Origin of the sequence: Exiguobacterium sp. s163 (assembly GCF_018617135.1) — a bacterium.
GTDB classification, from domain to species: Bacteria; Bacillota; Bacilli; order Exiguobacteriales; family Exiguobacteriaceae; genus Exiguobacterium; species Exiguobacterium profundum.
The window spans coordinates 25,933-44,094 of record NZ_JACSJN010000008.1 but is presented as its reverse complement, the minus strand read 5'-3'; the positions used below and the strand labels follow the sequence as shown (position 1 = coordinate 44,094).

At 46.8% G+C, this 18,162-nt stretch carries 22 protein-coding genes and 1 pseudogene; 17 read left to right on the top strand and 6 right to left on the bottom strand.

Annotated elements, in window-relative coordinates:
• Positions 1-74 precede the first annotated feature (74 nt).
• Entirely contained in the window at positions 75-458 is a 384-nt protein-coding gene (locus KNO71_RS16010; protein WP_214689475.1) for a hypothetical protein, read from the top strand.
• A gap of 31 nt (positions 459-489) precedes the next feature.
• On the opposite strand, the gene KNO71_RS16005 is transcribed toward KNO71_RS16010, so the two are convergent.
• The gene (locus KNO71_RS16005) at positions 490-1,098 is read right to left on the bottom strand and encodes a TetR/AcrR family transcriptional regulator (protein ID WP_214689473.1); all 609 of its coding nucleotides are present in this window, start codon (positions 1,096-1,098) and stop codon (positions 490-492) included.
• Between the two features lie 171 nt (positions 1,099-1,269).
• Between KNO71_RS16005 and KNO71_RS16000 the strand changes: the two genes are divergently transcribed.
• Complete coding sequence (locus KNO71_RS16000) at positions 1,270-1,998, top strand: ABC transporter ATP-binding protein (protein WP_214689471.1); 729 nt, start codon at positions 1,270-1,272, stop codon at positions 1,996-1,998.
• On the top strand, positions 1,991-3,004 hold the full coding sequence (locus KNO71_RS15995) for an ABC transporter permease (RefSeq protein WP_214685715.1): 1,014 nt from the start codon (positions 1,991-1,993) through the stop codon (positions 3,002-3,004). The genes KNO71_RS16000 and KNO71_RS15995 overlap by 8 nt, the downstream gene beginning before the upstream one ends.
• A 198-nt stretch (positions 3,005-3,202) precedes the next feature.
• Here the strand turns inward: KNO71_RS15995 and KNO71_RS15990 are convergent, their stop codons facing one another.
• Both KNO71_RS15990 and KNO71_RS15985 read right to left on the bottom strand, forming a co-directional pair.
• The gene (locus KNO71_RS15990; protein WP_235439581.1) at positions 3,203-3,826 is read right to left on the bottom strand and encodes a glucosaminidase domain-containing protein; all 624 of its coding nucleotides are present in this window, start codon (positions 3,824-3,826) and stop codon (positions 3,203-3,205) included.
• A gap of 143 nt (positions 3,827-3,969) precedes the next feature.
• Positions 3,970-5,466 (bottom strand): MDR family MFS transporter, encoded by a 1,497-nt coding sequence (locus KNO71_RS15985; RefSeq protein WP_214689469.1) that lies wholly within the window; start codon positions 5,464-5,466, stop codon positions 3,970-3,972.
• A 164-nt stretch (positions 5,467-5,630) separates the two neighbouring features.
• Between KNO71_RS15985 and KNO71_RS15980 the strand changes: the two genes are divergently transcribed.
• The 6 genes and pseudogenes from KNO71_RS15980 to KNO71_RS15955 all read left to right on the top strand — a co-directional run bounded on the left by KNO71_RS15980 (position 5,631) and on the right by KNO71_RS15955 (position 10,372).
• Positions 5,631-6,503 carry a TetR/AcrR family transcriptional regulator gene (locus KNO71_RS15980; protein ID WP_031424605.1) on the top strand — a complete coding sequence of 291 codons (873 nt, stop codon included), beginning with the start codon at positions 5,631-5,633 and terminating at the stop codon, positions 6,501-6,503.
• 138 nt (positions 6,504-6,641) lie between these two features.
• Positions 6,642-7,025, top strand: coding sequence for a hypothetical protein (locus tag KNO71_RS15975; protein WP_214689467.1), 384 nt, complete (start codon positions 6,642-6,644; stop codon positions 7,023-7,025).
• Positions 7,026-7,061: 36 nt separating this feature from the next.
• Entirely contained in the window at positions 7,062-7,730 is a 669-nt protein-coding gene (locus KNO71_RS15970; protein WP_214689465.1) for a hypothetical protein, read from the top strand.
• Positions 7,731-7,922: 192 nt separating this feature from the next.
• Positions 7,923-8,936, top strand: coding sequence for a LacI family DNA-binding transcriptional regulator (locus KNO71_RS15965; RefSeq protein ID WP_074034739.1), 1,014 nt, complete (start codon positions 7,923-7,925; stop codon positions 8,934-8,936).
• 221 nt (positions 8,937-9,157) lie between these two features.
• Positions 9,158-10,041: pseudogene (locus tag KNO71_RS15960) on the top strand (family 1 glycosylhydrolase); the annotation flags it as partial.
• A gap of 85 nt (positions 10,042-10,126) precedes the next feature.
• Complete coding sequence (locus KNO71_RS15955) at positions 10,127-10,372, top strand: hypothetical protein (protein ID WP_078146220.1); 246 nt, start codon at positions 10,127-10,129, stop codon at positions 10,370-10,372.
• Positions 10,373-10,852: 480 nt separating this feature from the next.
• Here KNO71_RS15955 and KNO71_RS15950 read toward each other — a convergent pair whose 3' ends face one another.
• The gene (locus tag KNO71_RS15950) at positions 10,853-11,431 is read right to left on the bottom strand and encodes a hypothetical protein (protein WP_078146221.1); all 579 of its coding nucleotides are present in this window, start codon (positions 11,429-11,431) and stop codon (positions 10,853-10,855) included.
• Entirely contained in the window at positions 11,428-11,754 is a 327-nt protein-coding gene (locus KNO71_RS15945; RefSeq protein WP_078146222.1) for a hypothetical protein, read from the bottom strand. The genes KNO71_RS15950 and KNO71_RS15945 overlap by 4 nt, the downstream gene beginning before the upstream one ends.
• Before the next feature lie 213 nt (positions 11,755-11,967).
• Here KNO71_RS15945 and KNO71_RS15940 point away from each other — a divergent pair, with 213 nt between their 5' ends.
• The 7 genes from KNO71_RS15940 to KNO71_RS15910 are packed head-to-tail and all read left to right on the top strand — an operon-like array spanning position 11,968 to position 15,455.
• Entirely contained in the window at positions 11,968-12,402 is a 435-nt protein-coding gene (locus KNO71_RS15940; RefSeq protein ID WP_214685734.1) for a hypothetical protein, read from the top strand.
• Entirely contained in the window at positions 12,399-12,827 is a 429-nt protein-coding gene (locus tag KNO71_RS15935; RefSeq protein ID WP_214685736.1) for a hypothetical protein, read from the top strand. The genes KNO71_RS15940 and KNO71_RS15935 overlap by 4 nt, the downstream gene beginning before the upstream one ends.
• A complete protein-coding gene (locus tag KNO71_RS15930; protein WP_214685738.1) occupies positions 12,828-13,277 on the top strand; it encodes a hypothetical protein in 450 nt (149 codons plus the stop codon). It abuts the gene before it with no gap.
• A complete protein-coding gene (locus tag KNO71_RS15925; RefSeq protein WP_078146225.1) occupies positions 13,261-13,731 on the top strand; it encodes a hypothetical protein in 471 nt (156 codons plus the stop codon). Before KNO71_RS15930 ends, KNO71_RS15925 begins: the two co-directional genes overlap by 17 nt.
• Entirely contained in the window at positions 13,710-14,228 is a 519-nt protein-coding gene (locus KNO71_RS15920; RefSeq protein ID WP_078146226.1) for a hypothetical protein, read from the top strand. The genes KNO71_RS15925 and KNO71_RS15920 overlap by 22 nt, the downstream gene beginning before the upstream one ends.
• The gene (locus tag KNO71_RS15915; RefSeq protein WP_078146227.1) at positions 14,215-14,685 is read left to right on the top strand and encodes a hypothetical protein; all 471 of its coding nucleotides are present in this window, start codon (positions 14,215-14,217) and stop codon (positions 14,683-14,685) included. The genes KNO71_RS15920 and KNO71_RS15915 overlap by 14 nt, the downstream gene beginning before the upstream one ends.
• Positions 14,686-14,711: 26 nt before the next feature.
• A complete protein-coding gene (locus tag KNO71_RS15910; RefSeq protein WP_214689463.1) occupies positions 14,712-15,455 on the top strand; it encodes an endonuclease/exonuclease/phosphatase family protein in 744 nt (247 codons plus the stop codon).
• Positions 15,456-15,484: 29 nt separating this feature from the next.
• On the opposite strand, the gene KNO71_RS15905 is transcribed toward KNO71_RS15910, so the two are convergent.
• On the bottom strand, positions 15,485-15,820 hold the full coding sequence (locus KNO71_RS15905) for a hypothetical protein (RefSeq protein ID WP_214689450.1): 336 nt from the start codon (positions 15,818-15,820) through the stop codon (positions 15,485-15,487).
• Between the two features lie 412 nt (positions 15,821-16,232).
• Between KNO71_RS15905 and glmS the strand changes: the two genes are divergently transcribed.
• The gene (gene glmS, locus KNO71_RS15900; RefSeq protein ID WP_214689448.1) at positions 16,233-18,029 is read left to right on the top strand and encodes a glutamine--fructose-6-phosphate transaminase (isomerizing); all 1,797 of its coding nucleotides are present in this window, start codon (positions 16,233-16,235) and stop codon (positions 18,027-18,029) included.
• Positions 18,030-18,162: the final 133 nt, after the last annotated feature.

Here is an 18,162-nt window from a genome sequence, read left to right as displayed (position 1 = left end):
AAGATGTCATCCCTGAACCGACAAAAGTTATGTATAGTAAGGGAACAGAGACTGAACGAAAGTAGGAATCTAAGATGATCGTAAAAACAATCACACTTCACTTTGCGAACGGGGATGAAATCACGATCCCGTTTGATGAGATTGAATCGTGTCGAATGCATGATATTCAAGACGGGATGCGTGTTGCGGCGGATGGACAATTGATCAAAGAAAAAGTGATGCATGGACTCGACCTCGTATTAAAGGATTCGGCGAACCAACTGGAATGGGATGGTCCAGGTAGACCGTTTGACCGTATCCTAGGCATGTCGGATTTACAACATCTCGCCTTCGAGTTTGAAGGAATGCGAGGAAAGTCATACCGCATCGCCTGGCATGATCTGGAGGCGGTACAGAACACGTACCAGACGACAACTGAAGAAAATGGGAACTTACACGTGCACGTTCGAGTTTCGTAAAAATAGCCTCTCGCAATATATGCGGGAGGCTTTATTCGTTTGACTTCACACCGCCGGCAACGAGCGGTCCTTCATAGGTGATCGTATAGATAATCCGGGCGATGTCTTCCGCTGTCTCTTCCGAAGACGGATTGTTCAACCACTCATAGATGACGCCCATGTGAGCCGAAGAAAGATAGGCGACGAGATATGGAGGCGGGACCATCATCTTGTCCGGATCAAACAAGGTTACCGGGGAGCGCTGAAACAAGGCAGCCTGCATAAATTTTCGAAGTTTTGCCTGGAACGTCGGATCTCCATTTGGTCCGAGGAGCGGCTTCATGATGATTTGATTGTCTTCGATGAAGCGGATGAACGGAATGAGGTAATGATACGAGTTGTTGGTCCGCTCGTCTCCAAAGATGTGAGGGAGATGGTGAATCAACTTTTGTTCAGCCTCTTCAAAGATCTCGTCGACGCATTTTTCCATCAATTCGAACTTATCCACATAGTGACTATAAAAGGTGCCTCGATTGATGCCGGCCCGTTCAGTCAATTGCTTGACGGTGACGGCCTCAAATCCCTGCTCCTCAATAAGGTTGAAGAAGGCATCTTTGATCAACTTCTTCGTCCGGATGACGCGTAAATCGGTTTGTTCCATATTATTTCTCCTTTTCCTCAACACATTCATTGCATCTGTCGGAAAACCGACACGATGACCGATATTGACGATTGTTGCCACCGTGAACGGGGTCTATACTGAACATATAAACCAACACGGTGTCGATTATCTTGAGTATACACGATGAGGCGCCGAAAAGGAGTGACAGAAATGAACATTCAACTGCAACGCGTCGACAAGTCATTCGGTGACCAACTCGCCATCGACAACATCGACTTCACCATCCCATCCGGAGAGATTTGCTGTTTGCTCGGACCCTCTGGATCGGGGAAGACGACGCTCATCCGACTCATGATCGGCGCCCTTGCACCGGACAAAGGAAGTGTCCACATCGGCGAAACGAAGATGCCAAACATGGACATGCTCCAACAAATCGGATTTATGCCGCAGAACGATGGCTTGTACGAAGACTTGTCGGCTGAGGCGAACCTCGCCTTCTTCGGGTCGATTTATAAGTTAGAGAAAAAGGCGCTCCAAGAACGCATCACCGAAGTGCTCAACCTTGTCGATTTAACGAACGACCGGCATAAGCTCGTCCGCAATTTTTCAGGCGGGATGAAGAAACGCCTGTCCTTGGCTATCGCCATTTTGCATAAGCCAGACGTGTTGTTTCTAGATGAACCGACGGTCGGAATTGACCCAATCTTACGTCGTCAAATCTGGGATCAGTTTCAGGTGATTCGGAGGGAAGGGACGACCATCATCGTCTCGACGCACGTCATGGATGAAGTGCTCGAGTGCGACCGTGCCGCGCTCGTCTATAATGGACGGTTGATCGCCTATGATCATGTGCAAGATTTGCTCGACCAGACCGAGAACGGTCGCGTCGAAGAACTGTTCTTGATTGCTGGGAAAGAGGAGGTGGGTGACCATGCGTAACTTAGCGAAGCGTGTCATCTTTCAGACGTTGAATGATAAACGAAGCGTCGCCTTGATTTTGATTGCGCCACTTCTTATATTGACACTCGTCTACTTCCTACTCGGTGACTCGGATTACGTGCCGACTGTCGTTCTGGACGACAACGCACCCGAACAGCTCGTCGATGCGTTCGAAGACGAGACGCTCGAAGTGGAACAGGCCACGTTCGATGATCCAAAAGTATATATCGAAGACAATGAACATGTCGATGCCGTGTTTGAAATGAATCAAGAAGGAACGACCATCACGTTACGCGAACCTTCGACGAAGTCGTCGAAGGCGGTTGGTGAGATTCAAGATGCGTTGGCGACGCTCAACCCTGCAGCTGAAATCGATACGTCATTCGTCTATGGGGAAGAGGACCAATCGACATTCGATTCGTTCGGCTTCGTCTTCCTATCCCTTTTCTCGTTCTTCTTCGTGTTCATCCTATCTGCGATGGCACTCGTCAAAGAACGGAGTGGCGGTACGCTCGAACGACTGTTGATGACTCCGATCAAACGAGGACAAGTCATTTTAGGATATACACTCGGGTACGGAACGTTTGCGGTGATTCAGTCAATTTTCATCGTGCTCTATTCGATTTATGTGCTCGGTCTGTCTTCGCTCGGGAATATGGCGTGGGTCATGTTGACGATGCTACTTATGGCGGGTACGGCGGTGCTCTTCGGGGCGACCATCTCGGTGTTTGCCCGATCGGAACTACAAGTCGTACAGATGATTCCGTTCACCATCATCCCGCAAGTATTCTTCTCGGGACTCATCCCGCTCGACTTGATTCCATATGGTCTCGGGAACTTGAGTTACATCATGCCAATCTTCTACGGAGCGACAGCGATCAAGGAAGTCATGATTTACGGAAGTGGCTTCTCAGGCATCTGGGTATATTTACTCGGTTTGATTCTCTATGCAGGTGTCTTGTACCTCTTGAATATGCGGGCGCTTGGGAAGTATCGGGGGCATTGAGTTATATAAACGTTAGCGAAGGCTGTGGTACTTATAGAGTGCCATGGCTTTGTGTTCACCCACAAAAAAAGCACTCGGACGATTGTCCGAAATGCTCATTAGCGTTTGAGTAACAACATCACGCCGGTCACGAATAATGCGATTCCGCTCGCGAGTCTAACTTGTTTGCACGTCACGTTCTTTCACCCCTACATTTCCTCATCGTTTTGCTTTAGCGACACGTTTTGGTGTTTTCGACATTTCTTGATAAATCGAAAGAATCTCGGTCCCGTAATTTCCTTTCGGCTGCATGGCCCATTTTTGGTGAAGAGATGGCCACGTTTTCGCAGAGCCTCGCTTGACGAGATGGAAGCGTGGGTCGACTTGTTTCGTGTTCAGTGCATCGTTTGAAGCGTATGCTTTTAGATGCTGAATTTGAGCAGTCACCCCTTGTTGTGGGGAACGGAAAAAGTGACCTTTTACACCATTTCCAGTCGTCCCGATTCCAGAGTAGTTATGCTGCTTCGGAAGGACATCGCCACCGTAACGGAAATAACCGGTCTCTTTCAATGCTTGTGCGAATGCGACATCCCCACGAACACCTTCCTTAGCGCCGATGATGACGAAGAGTTTCGCCAAATCTTCGACAGACGTTTTTGCGAGCCGGACATCACGAGGATTCTTCTTTTTTACGTAATCCGCCATTTGTTGCGGAGTCAAAGCCGATACTCCCATAATAGCACGATTCTGCTTCTTCGGGGCCGCCTCAACGATTGATGCGGTCGAGAGAAGAGAAGATGTGATCAGCAGAAATGCGATCATCAAGCTAAACACTTTTTTCATCATATGTACCCTCCTAAACGAATCCTATCCATTGAGAAATAATACCATATTAGGATTAAATTTTAATTTCAGATTTATTTATAAAGGGAATGAGAAATTAAAAAAGCCGCTCTGAATCAATTCATTCAGAACGGCTTTACCTATTAATTCGCTTGTTTCAACTCTTCAACAGTTTCCACTTGATCATCAAACTTACGAACATCCACGCGTTTCACAAAGAACGCAAGGACGAGTGCCAAGAGGTTCATCCCAAGTGCAACGTAAAATGAATATTGAATCCCAGACAAGAGGGCTTGCTGAGTGATGGCACCCATCGAGCTCTCAGTGAGTGTCGCAGGATCGACTCCTGTCATCAATGATTCAGCTTCCGTACGTGTTACCGAGTTCATGATGGTCACGAGTACTGCCGTACCGATTGCACCGGATACTTGTTGGGCCGTGTTGTTGATGGCCGTTCCGTGTGGATTGAGGCGAGTCGGCAATTGGTTCAGTCCATTAGTCATGATGGGCATCATGACCATTGACATCCCAAACATACGCAACGTGTACGTCAAGACGATGTACGTATACGTCGAGTCAAGTTGGACGTTTGCGAGCATGTACGTCGATACCGCGGTGATTGTCAATCCGGTAAGTGCCAATAATTTTGGCCCGAATCGGTCAAACAGTTTACCCGTGATCGGCGACATGATTCCCATGATGATCGCACCAGGAAGAAGCATGAGCCCTGAATCGAGTGGGGAGATACCACGTACGCTTTGGACGTAAGCCGGTGTCAAAATCATACCTGAGAACATCGCGACCGCGTTTACCATCGCAATGACTGACGCGAGTGCGAACATCGGATGTTTGTAAGCACGCAAGTCGAGCAATGGTTTTTCCATATGGAGCTGACGATAAATGAATGCGATCAACGAGATGGCACCAACGATCATCGTCGCCAAGACGATTGGGTTATCCCAGCCGTCCGAGCTTGCTGAACTGACACCGTATAAAATCCCGCCAAATCCGAGTGTCGATAAGACGAGTGACAAGTAATCGAGTGACTGGTCTTTGTTTTGGACCATGACGTTCTCTGCTTTCCAAACAGCGAGCGCGAGACCGATGATGGCGAGCGGTAAAATCATTTCGAATAAGACGCGCCAGTCATAGTACTCGACGATATAACCGGAAAGTGTCGGTCCAATCGCAGGTGCCGAGATCATGACAAGTCCGAAAATCCCCATCGCCATCCCCCGTTTTTCACGCGGGAAGCTGACGAGCATGACGTTCATTAAGAGTGGTCCCATTGTTGAGGCACCTATGGCTTGAATCATTCGACCAGTCAACAACCAGCCGAAGCTCGGCGAGAAGGCCGCGATCGCCGTACCGATGGTGAAGATGCTCATCGAGGTGATGAACAAGCTTCGGTTAGAAAAACGAGTGATTAAATAGGCGGATGCCGGGACGAGCACACCCGTCACGAGCATAAAGCCTGTCGCGAGCCATTGAACGGTCGAGTAGTCTGCAATCTCGAGGTCGACCATGATCGATGGGAGCGCGACGTTGAGTAATGAGTTGTTTAAAAATGCGATAAACGCACCCGCAAAGAGGACCGCCAGCATAACGTAAGGCGGTTTCTTTTGGAATTCTGGTTTCATATGGATGGCTCCTTTATTTTCTAAATAGTTATGTGTTGGTAAGTGTCGATGAGATGATTTTATACCCGTTGTATAAATAAAGCAACCATTTTGTACTATTAGTCTAAAATGGTTTTCGGTGCTATAGTAAAGGTACAAACCAGACAGAACGGAGCCATGTAAGAATGAAAGAGAAAAAAAGAAAAGTCGCCGATATTGCCATGTCTCTCTTCATCGAAAATGGAGTGCAACACACATCGGTGCAAGAGATTATCGACCGTGCCAACATCTCCAAAGGGACGTTTTATAACTACTTCTCATCTAAGACGGATTGTGTCGCTAGTATCCTCGAGAACTTACGATATGATGCAGGGCAACGCCGAATCGAAATGCAGATGGGGCGGGATAAGCGAGATCGTGACGTCTTCATCGAACAGATTTCGATATTGATTCAATTGAACGAAGAGCGGAACTTGCACGCGTTATTTGAATCGATCATGTCGTCAAATGAGAATGAATTGAAGAAACTTGTTCTTCAACATCGTATTTATGAGATTGAATGGATTGCGATGCGTTTGACGGAAATTATCGGAGAGGCTGTCAGACCGTATTCGATGGAATTGACGGTGCTCTTCAACGGAATGTTGCAACATATCTTGTTTACGAACCGCATCACGAATGCTGCCTACTCTCCTCAAAAAGTCGTCCGAAGCTTATACACGTATGTCGAATTGATTGCCGCTCGGATGATGGAGACAGGAGAGCACGTCTTGAACCCGGTCACGGTCGATCAAATGCGTGGGACGACAGATAAACATCTCATAACAATCGAGGAATTGATTGAGATGGCTACTCGCATCGAAGAGCATGTCGAGATGACGGAAGAACAGCGTGATTTGTTCGATGCGATTTCGTTCGAGCTCAAACAAGAGCGTCTTCGGAAAATCGTGTTAGAGCAATTGTTGAAGCCTTTCCAGCGTCTATTTAAAGGCGTGACGGGCGAAACAGAAGTGCAAAAGTTTACGAATCTCGTGTGGTTGTATACGCGGACACATTAAAAATCATCCAATATTTTGGATGATTTTTATTTTTGGTCAGAAAAGTTAGAACAAGTGTGGGTTCGTATGGGAAATATGGGTAATAATTAATGGAAGGTCATGTCGAGCTAAAGTGATTGAAGATAGGAGGAGTGGAATATGTTAGAAAGTATGCTTGCATTTACTGCGATTGCTCTGCTAATAGGTGGAGCGGCATATGGTCTCTATTCTGTATTCCGTTATTTTATCAAGAAGGATATCACGCCATTCCCAATCATACTAGGAGGCTCGATTTTTCTCGCAGGTATTTGGTTGATTTTCATATTCGGAATTCTTGAAACAAATAATCAAGAAACTGTCACTAATTTTGAAGAAGAGAGCACGGTAGAAGTTACAGAGGACGAAAGTGAACCTGAACCGGTAATTGAAGCGGAGGAACCTGAAGAGGTCGAAGAAGTTCAAGAAGCTTCTGTGGAAGAATTTTTACAGGATGTTCAGCCGGAGGACCCACTATCGAACTATGAAGATTACATGGAATTTTAAGAATTACAAATTAACCGAGGATACACTGTTTACGGCATGGAGTTTGATGAAGTCACCATCGAGAATCAAAACATAATCGTGGTATATGACACAGACTCAATTATCGAGGTAGGTGTGAATAAAGATCTAGATCAAGTAAAAAATGATCATGTTAAAAGGGTTCAAGAAGACTTGACGACGACAATAAGTGGATCAGGAGATACAGGCACAGATAACATAGAATTGGTAGAAGGATTTGCAGTATTTGAGATGCAGTATGACGGTACAGACTATTTTTCAGTCACTTTAGAAGATATTGATGGCAATATGGTAGATTTATTAGCGAATGACGTTGGTAATTATAAGGGAAAATCATTTGTTTGGATTCAGAATACTGAAGATTATTTCATGAACATAAAAGGGAGCAACGGTAACTGGAACATTAAAGTAATGCAATATTACCCTTCAGATTTAAAAACACTGCCTGGTAAAATTTCAGGATCTGGAGATGACGTGATTTTCTTTGAGGTAGAAAAAGGATCATACCAGGTTGAAATGAGCCACAGTGGAGAAGGATATTTTTCAATTTTTGTTAACCAACAAGACTTGTTAGTAAATGAAGTAGGAAATTACGAAGGTTCTCAACGTCATACATTTGCAGACACGGATCTCTACGTATTTGTTGTAAAAGCAGATGGAGACTGGAGTATTAACGTTAAAGAATAGTTAAATTAAAACTGATAACGAAATAGTTTAACTTGGACACAGGTATGACAAAATTCTTCTCGATACAGTAATATAGAAGAAACAAGGAATGGAAAAAAGAATCAAAAAGTTTCCTCGAAAAAGAATTGATTCCTACAAATCCATACGCTACAATCAAATTACCGAAAGCGCTTTCGGGAAGAGGAGAATGACATGGGTACGATTTATGATTTAGCCAAAAAAACAGGATTCTCAATCACGACAGTGTCCAAAGCGTTGAACAATTATAAAGACGTGAGTGACAAGACGAGAGCGAAGATTCTTCAAGCCGCTGCTGAGATGGACTACTTGCCGAACGCACATGCCCAGTCGTTATCGACGAAAAAATCATGGGCGATCGGGGTCATGTTCTCAGAAGCGAATGAAGTCGGGATGAAGCACCCGTTCTTCAACGGAATCATCGAAAGTTTTCGTCACGCGACAGAGGAGCAAGGCTATGATTTGATCTTCGCCTCGCGGAATCTGCGCAATCGTGACATGAGTTACCTCGAACACTTTAAACACCGTGCGGTCGACGGCATCGTCGTCATCTGCTCGGACCGAATGGATGAGCAAGTTCAAGAGCTCATGCGAAGCGACATCCCGATCGTCGTCGTCGATATGGACAGCGCCAACTGTAGCGTCGTCTATTCCGATAACATCGAAGGGGCACGTCTCGCCGTGAATTATCTGTATGAACTCGGTCACCGAAAAATTGCCCACATCGCTGGGGATGAAACGATTGACGCCGGAGCAGCTCGAATCAAAGGATATGAACTTGCGATGCAAGAACTGGACCTTCCGATTCGACCAGACTACCTCGTCAACGCCGGTTTCTTCTCGGTTGAGGAAGGGAAACAAGCGATGGAACGATTGCTTGAACTAGACGATCAACCGACTGCAGTCTTTGTAGCAGGGGATCAAATGGCAATCGGTGTCATCGAAGCGATTCACGAACACGGTCTTCACGTCCCGAATGACATCTCTGTCATCGGATATGATGACATTGAAATGATTCAATACATCACGCCGAAACTGACCACGATTCGCCAAGATACGGACGAAATCGGAGAAGCGGCAGCAGAACTTTTACTTGAACAAATGACCGCGAAAGAGCGACTCACTGAACGTCGCGTCATTCCGGTACGCTTAGTCGAACGGGCATCCTGTGCACCGGTCAAACAGTGATTTATAGCCAATGATATTTCGAAGTCGCTCTCTTTTCTTCAGTGGATGGAGAGGGGAGCGCGATTTCGAAAGTCATTTTTTAGAGAAAATCGAAACCGCTTTCGATATTTTATTTCGACTAAACCGAAAGCGCTTTCGATAATTTTAAACCTCTTTTTGCAAACGCTCTCTACTATTACTTATAAAAAAGGATGGGAACAACACATGCGTAAACTTGTTAGCTTACTTACCATGAGCCTTGGTGTGCTGGCTTCCTCGGCTATACCATGTCGGTGTTCACGCACCGGGTCGTTGTGACATGAACGAAGCGGTACGCGCCGTGCACCGCATCTTGTTGTCGCACGGAAAAGCGGTCGAATTGTTGAAGCGAGAGATGACATCCACGACCCCGATCGGCATCACGCTCAACTTGTCACCGATCTACGCGAAGACGGATTCGGCGAATGACCGCCTTGCGATGAACAATGCCGACGGATATTCGAATCGTTGGTTCCTCGATCCGGTCTTTAAAGGCCAGTATCCGGTCGACATGATGAACTTGTTCTCTAAATATGTGCATAACTTCGATTTCATCCAATCGGGTGATATGGAGACAATCTCGACAGCTTGCAATTTCTTCGGCATTAACTTCTACAGCCGTGGCATTGTCAAGTTCAATGCAGCAAATGATTTCTTGAAGGCAGACGCTTACTCGGATTACGAGAAGACGGGCATGGGCAGGGATATCGCCCCGAACGAATTCAAAGACCTGATCCGTCGTTTACGCGCCGAGTATACTGACCTTCCCATCTACATCACAGAGAATGGCGCCGCATTTGACGACGTGCTGGAAAATGGCGAAGTCCATGACGATAATCGGATCGACTACGTCCGCCAGCACCTCGAAGCCGTTTCTGACTTGAACGATGAAGGCATGAACATTCAAGGCTACTACCTCTGGTCGCTCATGGATAACTTCGAATGGAGCTTCGGATACGAGAAACGCTTCGGAATCCTCTATATCGACTTTGAGACACAAGAGCGTATCTGGAAAGATAGCGCGAAGTGGTGTGCTGGTGTCATCGCCGACCATAAAGCCAAACACGCGGATAGCGTCGAGGCGTAACATGCATCCATCCCTGCCGCTACGGGGATGGATTTTTTGTGTGCATTTTATCTGTTACGGGAACTGTAAGAGGGGAGGGATATTCATGAAACGAGAATTTTCGACATACGAAGTAACAGGCTATGACGACCAAGGGAAGATCAAGTTCATTCATTTGAGAGAAGGGGAGTTCGTGTTGCCTATTGAGATCAAAGGGGACGATTTACGCAAAATCAAGAAGATGATGGAGCTTAATCCAGGAGTGACCGTGATTGTCCATGCGGCGATTGATCAGAGACGGATGCGGTTGTTAGAGGTCGACGGATACTCACTCCGAAAAGAAGAGACTTGACACTCCCACGATTAAAACCGTGGGATTCTGAAGTGCTTGTGCGAGCGCAGTCCATTTCTGTTTTGCTCAAGCCTTCAGATGAGGGTGTGCCATCACCCCTCCTGAGACAGACCGTATAGGTTCTCAGGCTGGTGGACTGTTACCATCCACCACAGGTCGTTGCAGGTGCGTCCACCTGATGTTTTAGCGTCTTTTGCATGACGACAGGCATCGTTTTACCGGTCATATGTTTTCATGACCGAACCGTATACGATTTTCAAGGGGCGATGGACGCAGGCGTTTTAGAGACTTGTTCTTGTCTATGGGATAAGTATACCCGAACGTCGGATGTAAAAATATCCGAACTCACTCTCATCCCATGCCTAAAGGCGGGCTATGAACGATATGGGCTTTCCCGTTCGTAAAATCTGTAAAACGCCAGCACCTCATACAGGGCTGGCGTTTGTTTATATTGGTCACCACTAAGCACCGAGGTACATCTCACGATTCGCTGGTGGCGACTTGATTAGATTGACTGATCCGTCTGACCCGTTTCAAAACATCCCGCTTCGGTAAGTCCGGGTAATCCCTCTGTATGCGTTCGACGCAGAAGACGATTGTTTCCGTGCGTAACAAGTGAACAATCTGTTGATCAATCGAATCGAGCTCGAGTGGCGTCTTTTCTTTCAAATCCTCCCGGTTTATCCAAAACGATGTACCGAATACGTGCACGAATACAATCGCCATGACAGTGAGCGTCGATAAATCGATAGACGGAAAGAGAGTCAGTACGACGTATAGACTGATTCCGCTCACGATTCCATGAAGAATGCTGTCGAGTAGACGCGGTATGTTCGTATGAACAAACGAACGTAATGCTCCCGTTAACGCATCAACGAAAAAACTGAGGATTGTCGACAACAGATAGAAACAACCGAGCATAGCGAGTGTTGATAAGACCGGGAACGATGTGTCTTCAAGTAAATAGATGAGAATCCAATCGACGGCAAGTAGTGGTAGTGGGGTGAGGGCGAGCGCTAGAATGGACGCGCCCCATCCGAGGCCTGTCACAACCTTCATGAGATGTGAGCCCGATACCGTCCGAGCGCGATGAATGCAGCAATCAGACAGACCATATGTAGCACGACCCCGATGAGCATGGCGTACGGGATGATGGACTGGAAGCCAAGACCGAATGCGAGGGTGGCACTCGATAAGATGATGAAGCTCGCTGTATAATTTCGGACGATTGTTTTCTGCTTCTTCATATGTACCACCGAGTATCCCGCAATGAGTAAAAAGACGGGAGACAACATGATGGGGTAAACCGATTGAAGCAACAATCCGATTAATCCCGATAGACCTGCGATAAAGGCGAATATAGAAGGGTAAAATGCTTTCAAATTTCCAACTCCTTAACTCTTTTTCCTAAATATAACAGCCCTCCTCATTGCTGAGAAGGGCTGTCGTTTTTGTTTCAGGCATATCTCTTTCATTCGTCAATTGTTGAAAAAAGTCGAACGATTCATTGCGAGAATATTCGGAAAATGTGAAACAATAATAAGAAATTATACGTATAAGGGAGATAGATGCTTTATAGAAAGGGTGTTTGTTAAGTGAACAATCAAAATCGTTTCGTACAAGAGGAGACATGGTGGAAGTCACCACTTCGAATAAAATATACCTCGTTTGCGTTCATACTCATAGCGCTTGCTGTGTCGTACTTCGAAGGTAATGTAGGGCTGACAGTTCCACTCATTGTTGTCGGGATCGCGATGATTGGGATAGACGTTAGCAAGTATCAGAAACAACGTACGCATGTAAGCGGAAAAACCAAAGTGAAATCTCTTAAATGGGAGCTCATATATGACTTAGTGGATTCTGCAATTCTTATTGTAATAACCGTGACGCTCCTTTTTATGAAAGTTGACACATTGACAATTTTTGTTGTTCTCACCTTGTGGATGGTGTTCGGTCAAACTTTCCAAAGACAGTTTGGAGAACGCATGCCTTTGGTGGATCAATCCGAGAAACAACGGTTGATGAGATGAATGAACGCATAATGCAAGAAAAAGCATGGAAGCGTTTATTCGACCAATGGATATTCGGCTTGTTTGGAACATTTGTAGTGCTGATGTTACCAATCAGTTTATTAACAGATGATCTTACGTGGGGCGTGCTGTATATCGCCTGTACGCTCATTCCGCTGAACATCTTATATGTGAAGCGTTATCGAATGCGCCTGAGGTTTCAACCAGAATTGAAAGGATTGTATCGTCGTCAACTCGTTCGGGACGGGATCAACAGTGCTGCCTTTTTCCTCGCGTTGAATCATCAATTATTGTTCGCCTCAAACGTGGCGTATATGGGTGTCACGATATTCATCAGTGGTGCAATGCTATTGACGTTGAACGTGAACAAACAAACGAAACAACAAGATATGGAGTATATACATTTCGACAAGGAGGCGATATAGGTGGAGCACGACGTAAAGTGGATGCGACGAATGCGAGGTTATGCCGTACCCATTTTGATTCTTTATGTCACGGCCATTATTGTCGCTCTCTTATTAGAGAAAATGTGGCTCATCCCCGTCATGGCGTCGGTCTCTATGATCATCGTCGTGATGGGCTATCAAGAGATGCGTATCATGTGGCGAATGACAAAACATCCGAAAGCTCATCGAATGCTTATATTCCAATACGTATTCGAATGGGTGGATGCGATTTTGTTGACGGCGCTCATGGTGACACTTCTGACAGCGGAAGATTTTGGTCTCGTGATAGGTCTCTTTTTTGGGATATGGGGAGTACTCAGTCCGATTCGGCAGAAGTGGTTCACGAAGCAACTTAAACAAATCGATCCGGAATTACCGACGTATGAGGAAGTGATTGAAGGGAGTGTCGCACATGAATCGTCAAGTTGAACTTACAGTCGCGCATGCTAAACAATTTGATCGATTCTTTGGCTGGCCGGTACTCGTCATATTCCTCATTTCGTTCATCACCATGTTACGGATACAGGCGACGTGGGTCATCCCGGTCATGTTGGTCGTATCCATTGGCATGGCTTATAAAGGATATATGGAATATCGAGTCATTCGCCCTTTTGCCGAACATCAAAACGTCGTTCGGGTGTTGCGATATCGACTCGTTGACTGTTGGATTAGTGCTGTTTCGTTATTTGTGCTCTTCATCCCGATGTATGTGAACGAAGATGCCTTCATCCTGACCGGTGGGATCGTCGCCCTTTGGGGGTTGACGAAATCGTATCGAGAGAAGAAGTGGGAAGAGCGAATCCATACGCATCAGTCAGGATTACCAACGTATGAAGCGATACTAGAAAGCGAGGGAGCCATATGGAACCATCACCAAAAGTAAAAGCGCAAATCGACACGATTCTAAAAGTAGACCGCTTGACTAAATGGGGTGTCGGCATCATCGGAATCGGACTCGTCGTCAGTTTTTTGATTTATGCCTCGTATTGGACACTCTCAGATGGTGTCGTCACGGGAACATTATATGCGGTGCTCGCCGCAATCTTAACAGGTATTTTTATCCAATATCGGATGTGGTTGCGCTTTGTGACGAATCAGACGGCACGTAACCTCTTATCGTTCAAGATGATGGCACATACGCTCGCTTTGACGGGTGTCGGGATTTACGGACTCTTTTACTTCACGAGTGAAACGACAGGTCCACAATCGTTCCGTATGTTCCTCCTTTCGCAACTGACGTTTTTCGGGATTGAATACTTGGCGAAGCGGTTCGACCGCGTCATTCAGTCTTACGATGAAAACTATTTGACGGATCAAGATTTAAAAGAAATTCGTGAGGTCCGTGAATACGAGAAGGAGCAACGTCGTGAACAAGCGTGATCAGATGAGAGAGCTTGTCAGAGTGGAAACTGAAAAGAATGGAGTCTTCACTTTTCTGTCGTGGATGATCTGTATTGTGCTGTTTGTTGCGACTGAAAAAGGATGGGTGTCAGCAGGAACTGTTCTTTTGATTGGTCAATTTGCGGGTCTATTTGCGATTAAAAAATCTTGGAAGAAAGAAACGATTCAATTGAAGTATTTAACGAATCGAGACGCCAAACGTCACATACACTTGATGTCGATTTTTAATTTTTTGACGTTCCCGATTTTGCTCATCCTCATGTTCGGATGGGTAACGAAACAAATTGAGACACCTTACTTTATTGGGTTGATGGTCACTGGAGGTGTCATATCCGTCATCGGTCATAAATGGTACGAGCGATATATGGTTCGTCTTGATGAGAACTACGTCACGGAACGTGAATTAAGAGAAGAACAAAAATGGGGGGGCGCGTGACTCACTCGAGAAAGTAGGAAGATGAAGTGAGGATTGCGACATATAATATTTGGAATCATGACACGTCATGGCAAAAACGAATCGATGCGATTTGCCAAGAAGTGAAACGAATCGACGCGGATTTGATTGCACTGCAAGAAGTCCGTTCTTATGAAAAAGGCAGTGTGGCTCATGACATTGCGAAAGCGACGGGTTATCCGTACTGCGTCTTTCATCCTTATCCCGACTCACCGGACGAAGGACTCGCTTTTTTGAGTAAAGTCCCTTTTTCTTCAGTTGAAGCGATTTGGGAAGAGGATGTGGAAGAGTCAAACTTTTGTGCGACCCGAGTGACGCTTACGTTCGGCGGTCAGGAATGGGGCATCACGAATGTGCATCTGAACTGGCGTTCCGTGTCGATTCGAGAACGTCAGATGGCAACGGTGCGAAGTTGGCTACACAAAGGACGTCAAAAATCGGTCGAGGTGTTATGTGGGGATTTCAATGACCATCCTCAATCCATTATCTATCATGACATATCGGATGCAGGGTGGCGGGACGTGACGACGTTTGTTGCGGAAGAGCCACGGGCGACGCTAGACGTGAAGCACAACCCGTACCTACAATCCTCTCATCTCGAGCAGTCTGAACGATACGATTGGATTTTGATTCGTTCCGAGTGGAAAGACGTTGAGGTTCAGCATATCGATGTATTCGGCGACATGCGAACGAGTAGGGATGTTGTACCGAGTGATCATTACGGTGTGATGGTCGACTTTACCGTGAAATAATGGGAGGATGTGCTGCGGCGCGTCCTTTTTTATTTGAACAGGCGAGCGATGAATCCTGCGCATCCTAGGAACGGTATGACGAAAAGGAGCCCGAGCCATTGATCGCGCCAAACAACAAACCAGAAAGCAGCTTGCAGACATAGGATGCCGACTGCGGCAAAAATCACGAAAAAGAATGCTTTCTTACGGGTGGAGCGGTCACCCCACCATTCCTTGAAATAAGGGAAACTGCAGAGAAAAGCCATAGCCATAAAGAAAATCGCAGGAAACAACATGACATCCCCTAACGTGCTATTGCCTTCAAATTCGAGCCACCTGGATAAGACGGATAACAGAATGCCGATCAATAGGAAGATTCCACCCATGTGTTTCCCCTCGTTTCTTTACTCGTTACTTGTATCATGCCCGTTCTCTCCTTACTCGAAAACCTGATACATTGATGGCATTTTAGTGAAAGTGGTGACTTTTACATGAACGGTAAAAAAGTATTTAGCGACTACTTTAACAATTTCTCTATCCAACACGCCTTGTACTCGATAGCATGAAAGCGTATCTGGAGAAACGGCTAGATATGAAGTGGAAGCGCCAGAACTCTGCGGAGTTGACGAGGACGAAGGTGATCGAGATTTCGGCGGATGCCTTCCAGTCGCGTGTCACGACTGAGAGAGTCTTGATAAAACGTTCGGGTGACCGGGCGGACAAAACGAGACTTGATGACATCACTCAAAAAAGCCCGTTTCCTTTTTCGAGAAATCGAAGAATAGAGGAGATTTGTTTATGTGTGGAATCGTAGGAATGATTGGACAAGTTGGAACGAAAGAGATTTTATTGAAAGGGCTTGAAAAGCTTGAGTATCGTGGCTACGACTCAGCAGGAATTGCCTTAGTCGGTGAGGACGTTCGTACGTTTAAAGAAGTAGGACGGATTCAAGCACTCCGTGACATTGTACCGGCTGATGCTGAAGGAACAATCGGAATCGGCCACACACGTTGGGCGACACACGGGGTACCGAGCGTGCCGAACGCCCACCCGCACCAAAGCACGACTGGACGCTTCACGCTCGTCCATAACGGCGTAATCGAGAACGATGAACAATTGAAAGCCACGCTCGACGTCCCGTTCCTTTCGGAGACGGACACGGAAGTCATCGTCTTACTCATGGAGAAACACTTCGTCGAGCTCGGTGATGTCGAGGCGGCGTTCCGCAAGACGCTTTCGGACCTCCACGGTTCGTACGCGATCGCGATGATCGACTCAGAGGACAAAGAACGCCTCTATATCGGGAAGAACAAGTCACCGCTCCTCGTCGGACTCGGGGACGGCACGTTCAACGTCGTCGCATCAGACGCGATGGCGATGCTCCAGGTGACAGACCAGTACCTCGAGCTCCACGACGGTGAAATCGTCATCCTCACACATGAGTCGGCGACAATCAAAACGCTCGACGGTGACGTGCTCGAACGCGCGCCATACACGGCTGAGATCGATGCGTCAGATATCGAGAAGGGCACGTACGCGCACTACATGTTGAAAGAGATGGACGAGCAACCGGCCGTCATCCGCAACATCATCCAGCATTACCAGAACGAGAACGGCGACATCGAACTCACGGAAGGCGTGCGTGAGCTCGTGTCAGAAGCGGACCGGATCTATATCGTCGCATGTGGGACGAGCTATAACGCGGGACTCGTCGGAAAAGACATTTTAGAACGCATCGCTGGCATTCCGACAGAAGTGCACGTTTCTTCTGAATTCGGCTACAACATGCCGCTCTTAAGTGAACGTCCGTTGTTCGTCTTCTTATCACAATCCGGTGAGACAGCGGACAGCCGTGCCGTACTCGTCGAAGTGAAGAAACGCGGATACAAAGCGCTCACCATGACGAATGTACCGGGATCGACGCTCTCACGCGAAGCGAATGAGACGATGCTCCTCCATGCAGGACCAGAGATCGCGGTCGCCTCGACGAAAGCGTACACGGCGCAAATCGCCGTCCTCGCGATTCTCGCGTATGACATCGCTCGTGCGACAGGGAAAGAATTGCCGTTTGATCTCATGCCGGAGCTTGCCCGAGTTGCGACCATCATGGACTCGATCATGGCGCAAAAAGAGTTGTTCGAAGACCTTGCGGAACGTTATTTGAAAACGACACCTAACACGTTCTTCATCGGTCGTGGGCTTGACGCATCTGTCTGTCTCGAAGGAGCGCTCAAAGTAAAAGAGATTTCGTATATCCTAGCGGAAGGGTACCCAGGTGGGGAACTGAAGCATGGGTCGATTGCCTTGATTGAAGACGGGACACCGGTCATCGCGCTCATCTCACAACCGAAGACGAACTTGAATATTCGTGGAAATGTTAAAGAGGTCGTCGCCCGTGGCGCGAACGCCTGTATCATCTCCATGCAAGGCGTGGAACATGAGAATGATGACTTCATTTTGCCGCACGTCGAGCCACTCTTGGCACCGCTCATCAACGTATTGCCGGTTCAATTGATGGCATATTACGCGGCACTCGCTCGTGGATGTGACGTGGACAAGCCACGGAACTTGGCGAAATCGGTGACAGTGGAATAAACTGAACATAGTGTAAGGCACCTTTCTTCAGGAGAGGTGCTTTTTACTGCTTGCCGATATCTTTGCCAACAAGCAAAATAGTAGGAGAAGTAAGCGGTTCCAACTTATGATTAGATAAAGATAAGCGATGAAA

Excerpts from the sequence above, each read along its gene's own strand:
- KNO71_RS15905 (WP_214689450.1), bottom strand. The coding sequence starts at position 15,820 with ATGGGTGGAATCTTCCTATTGATCGGCATTCTGTTATCCGTCTTATCC.
- KNO71_RS15920 (WP_078146226.1), top strand. The coding sequence starts at position 13,710 with ATGGAACCATCACCAAAAGTAAAAGCGCAAATCGACACGATTCTAAAA.
- KNO71_RS15955 (WP_078146220.1), top strand. The coding sequence starts at position 10,127 with ATGAAACGAGAATTTTCGACATACGAAGTAACAGGCTATGACGACCAA.
- KNO71_RS16000 (WP_214689471.1), top strand. The coding sequence starts at position 1,270 with ATGAACATTCAACTGCAACGCGTCGACAAGTCATTCGGTGACCAACTC.
- KNO71_RS15990 (WP_235439581.1), bottom strand. The coding sequence starts at position 3,826 with ATGAAAAAAGTGTTTAGCTTGATGATCGCATTTCTGCTGATCACATCT.
- KNO71_RS15975 (WP_214689467.1), top strand. The coding sequence starts at position 6,642 with ATGTTAGAAAGTATGCTTGCATTTACTGCGATTGCTCTGCTAATAGGT.
- KNO71_RS15980 (WP_031424605.1), top strand. The coding sequence starts at position 5,631 with ATGAAAGAGAAAAAAAGAAAAGTCGCCGATATTGCCATGTCTCTCTTC.
- KNO71_RS15965 (WP_074034739.1), top strand. The coding sequence starts at position 7,923 with ATGGGTACGATTTATGATTTAGCCAAAAAAACAGGATTCTCAATCACG.
- KNO71_RS15970 (WP_214689465.1), top strand. The coding sequence starts at position 7,062 with ATGGAGTTTGATGAAGTCACCATCGAGAATCAAAACATAATCGTGGTA.
- KNO71_RS15935 (WP_214685736.1), top strand. The coding sequence starts at position 12,399 with ATGAATGAACGCATAATGCAAGAAAAAGCATGGAAGCGTTTATTCGAC.
- KNO71_RS15950 (WP_078146221.1), bottom strand. The coding sequence starts at position 11,431 with ATGAAGGTTGTGACAGGCCTCGGATGGGGCGCGTCCATTCTAGCGCTC.
- KNO71_RS16005 (WP_214689473.1), bottom strand. The coding sequence starts at position 1,098 with ATGGAACAAACCGATTTACGCGTCATCCGGACGAAGAAGTTGATCAAA.
- KNO71_RS15925 (WP_078146225.1), top strand. The coding sequence starts at position 13,261 with ATGAATCGTCAAGTTGAACTTACAGTCGCGCATGCTAAACAATTTGAT.
- KNO71_RS15995 (WP_214685715.1), top strand. The coding sequence starts at position 1,991 with ATGCGTAACTTAGCGAAGCGTGTCATCTTTCAGACGTTGAATGATAAA.
- KNO71_RS15985 (WP_214689469.1), bottom strand. The coding sequence starts at position 5,466 with ATGAAACCAGAATTCCAAAAGAAACCGCCTTACGTTATGCTGGCGGTC.
- KNO71_RS16010 (WP_214689475.1), top strand. The coding sequence starts at position 75 with ATGATCGTAAAAACAATCACACTTCACTTTGCGAACGGGGATGAAATC.
- glmS (WP_214689448.1), top strand. The coding sequence starts at position 16,233 with ATGTGTGGAATCGTAGGAATGATTGGACAAGTTGGAACGAAAGAGATT.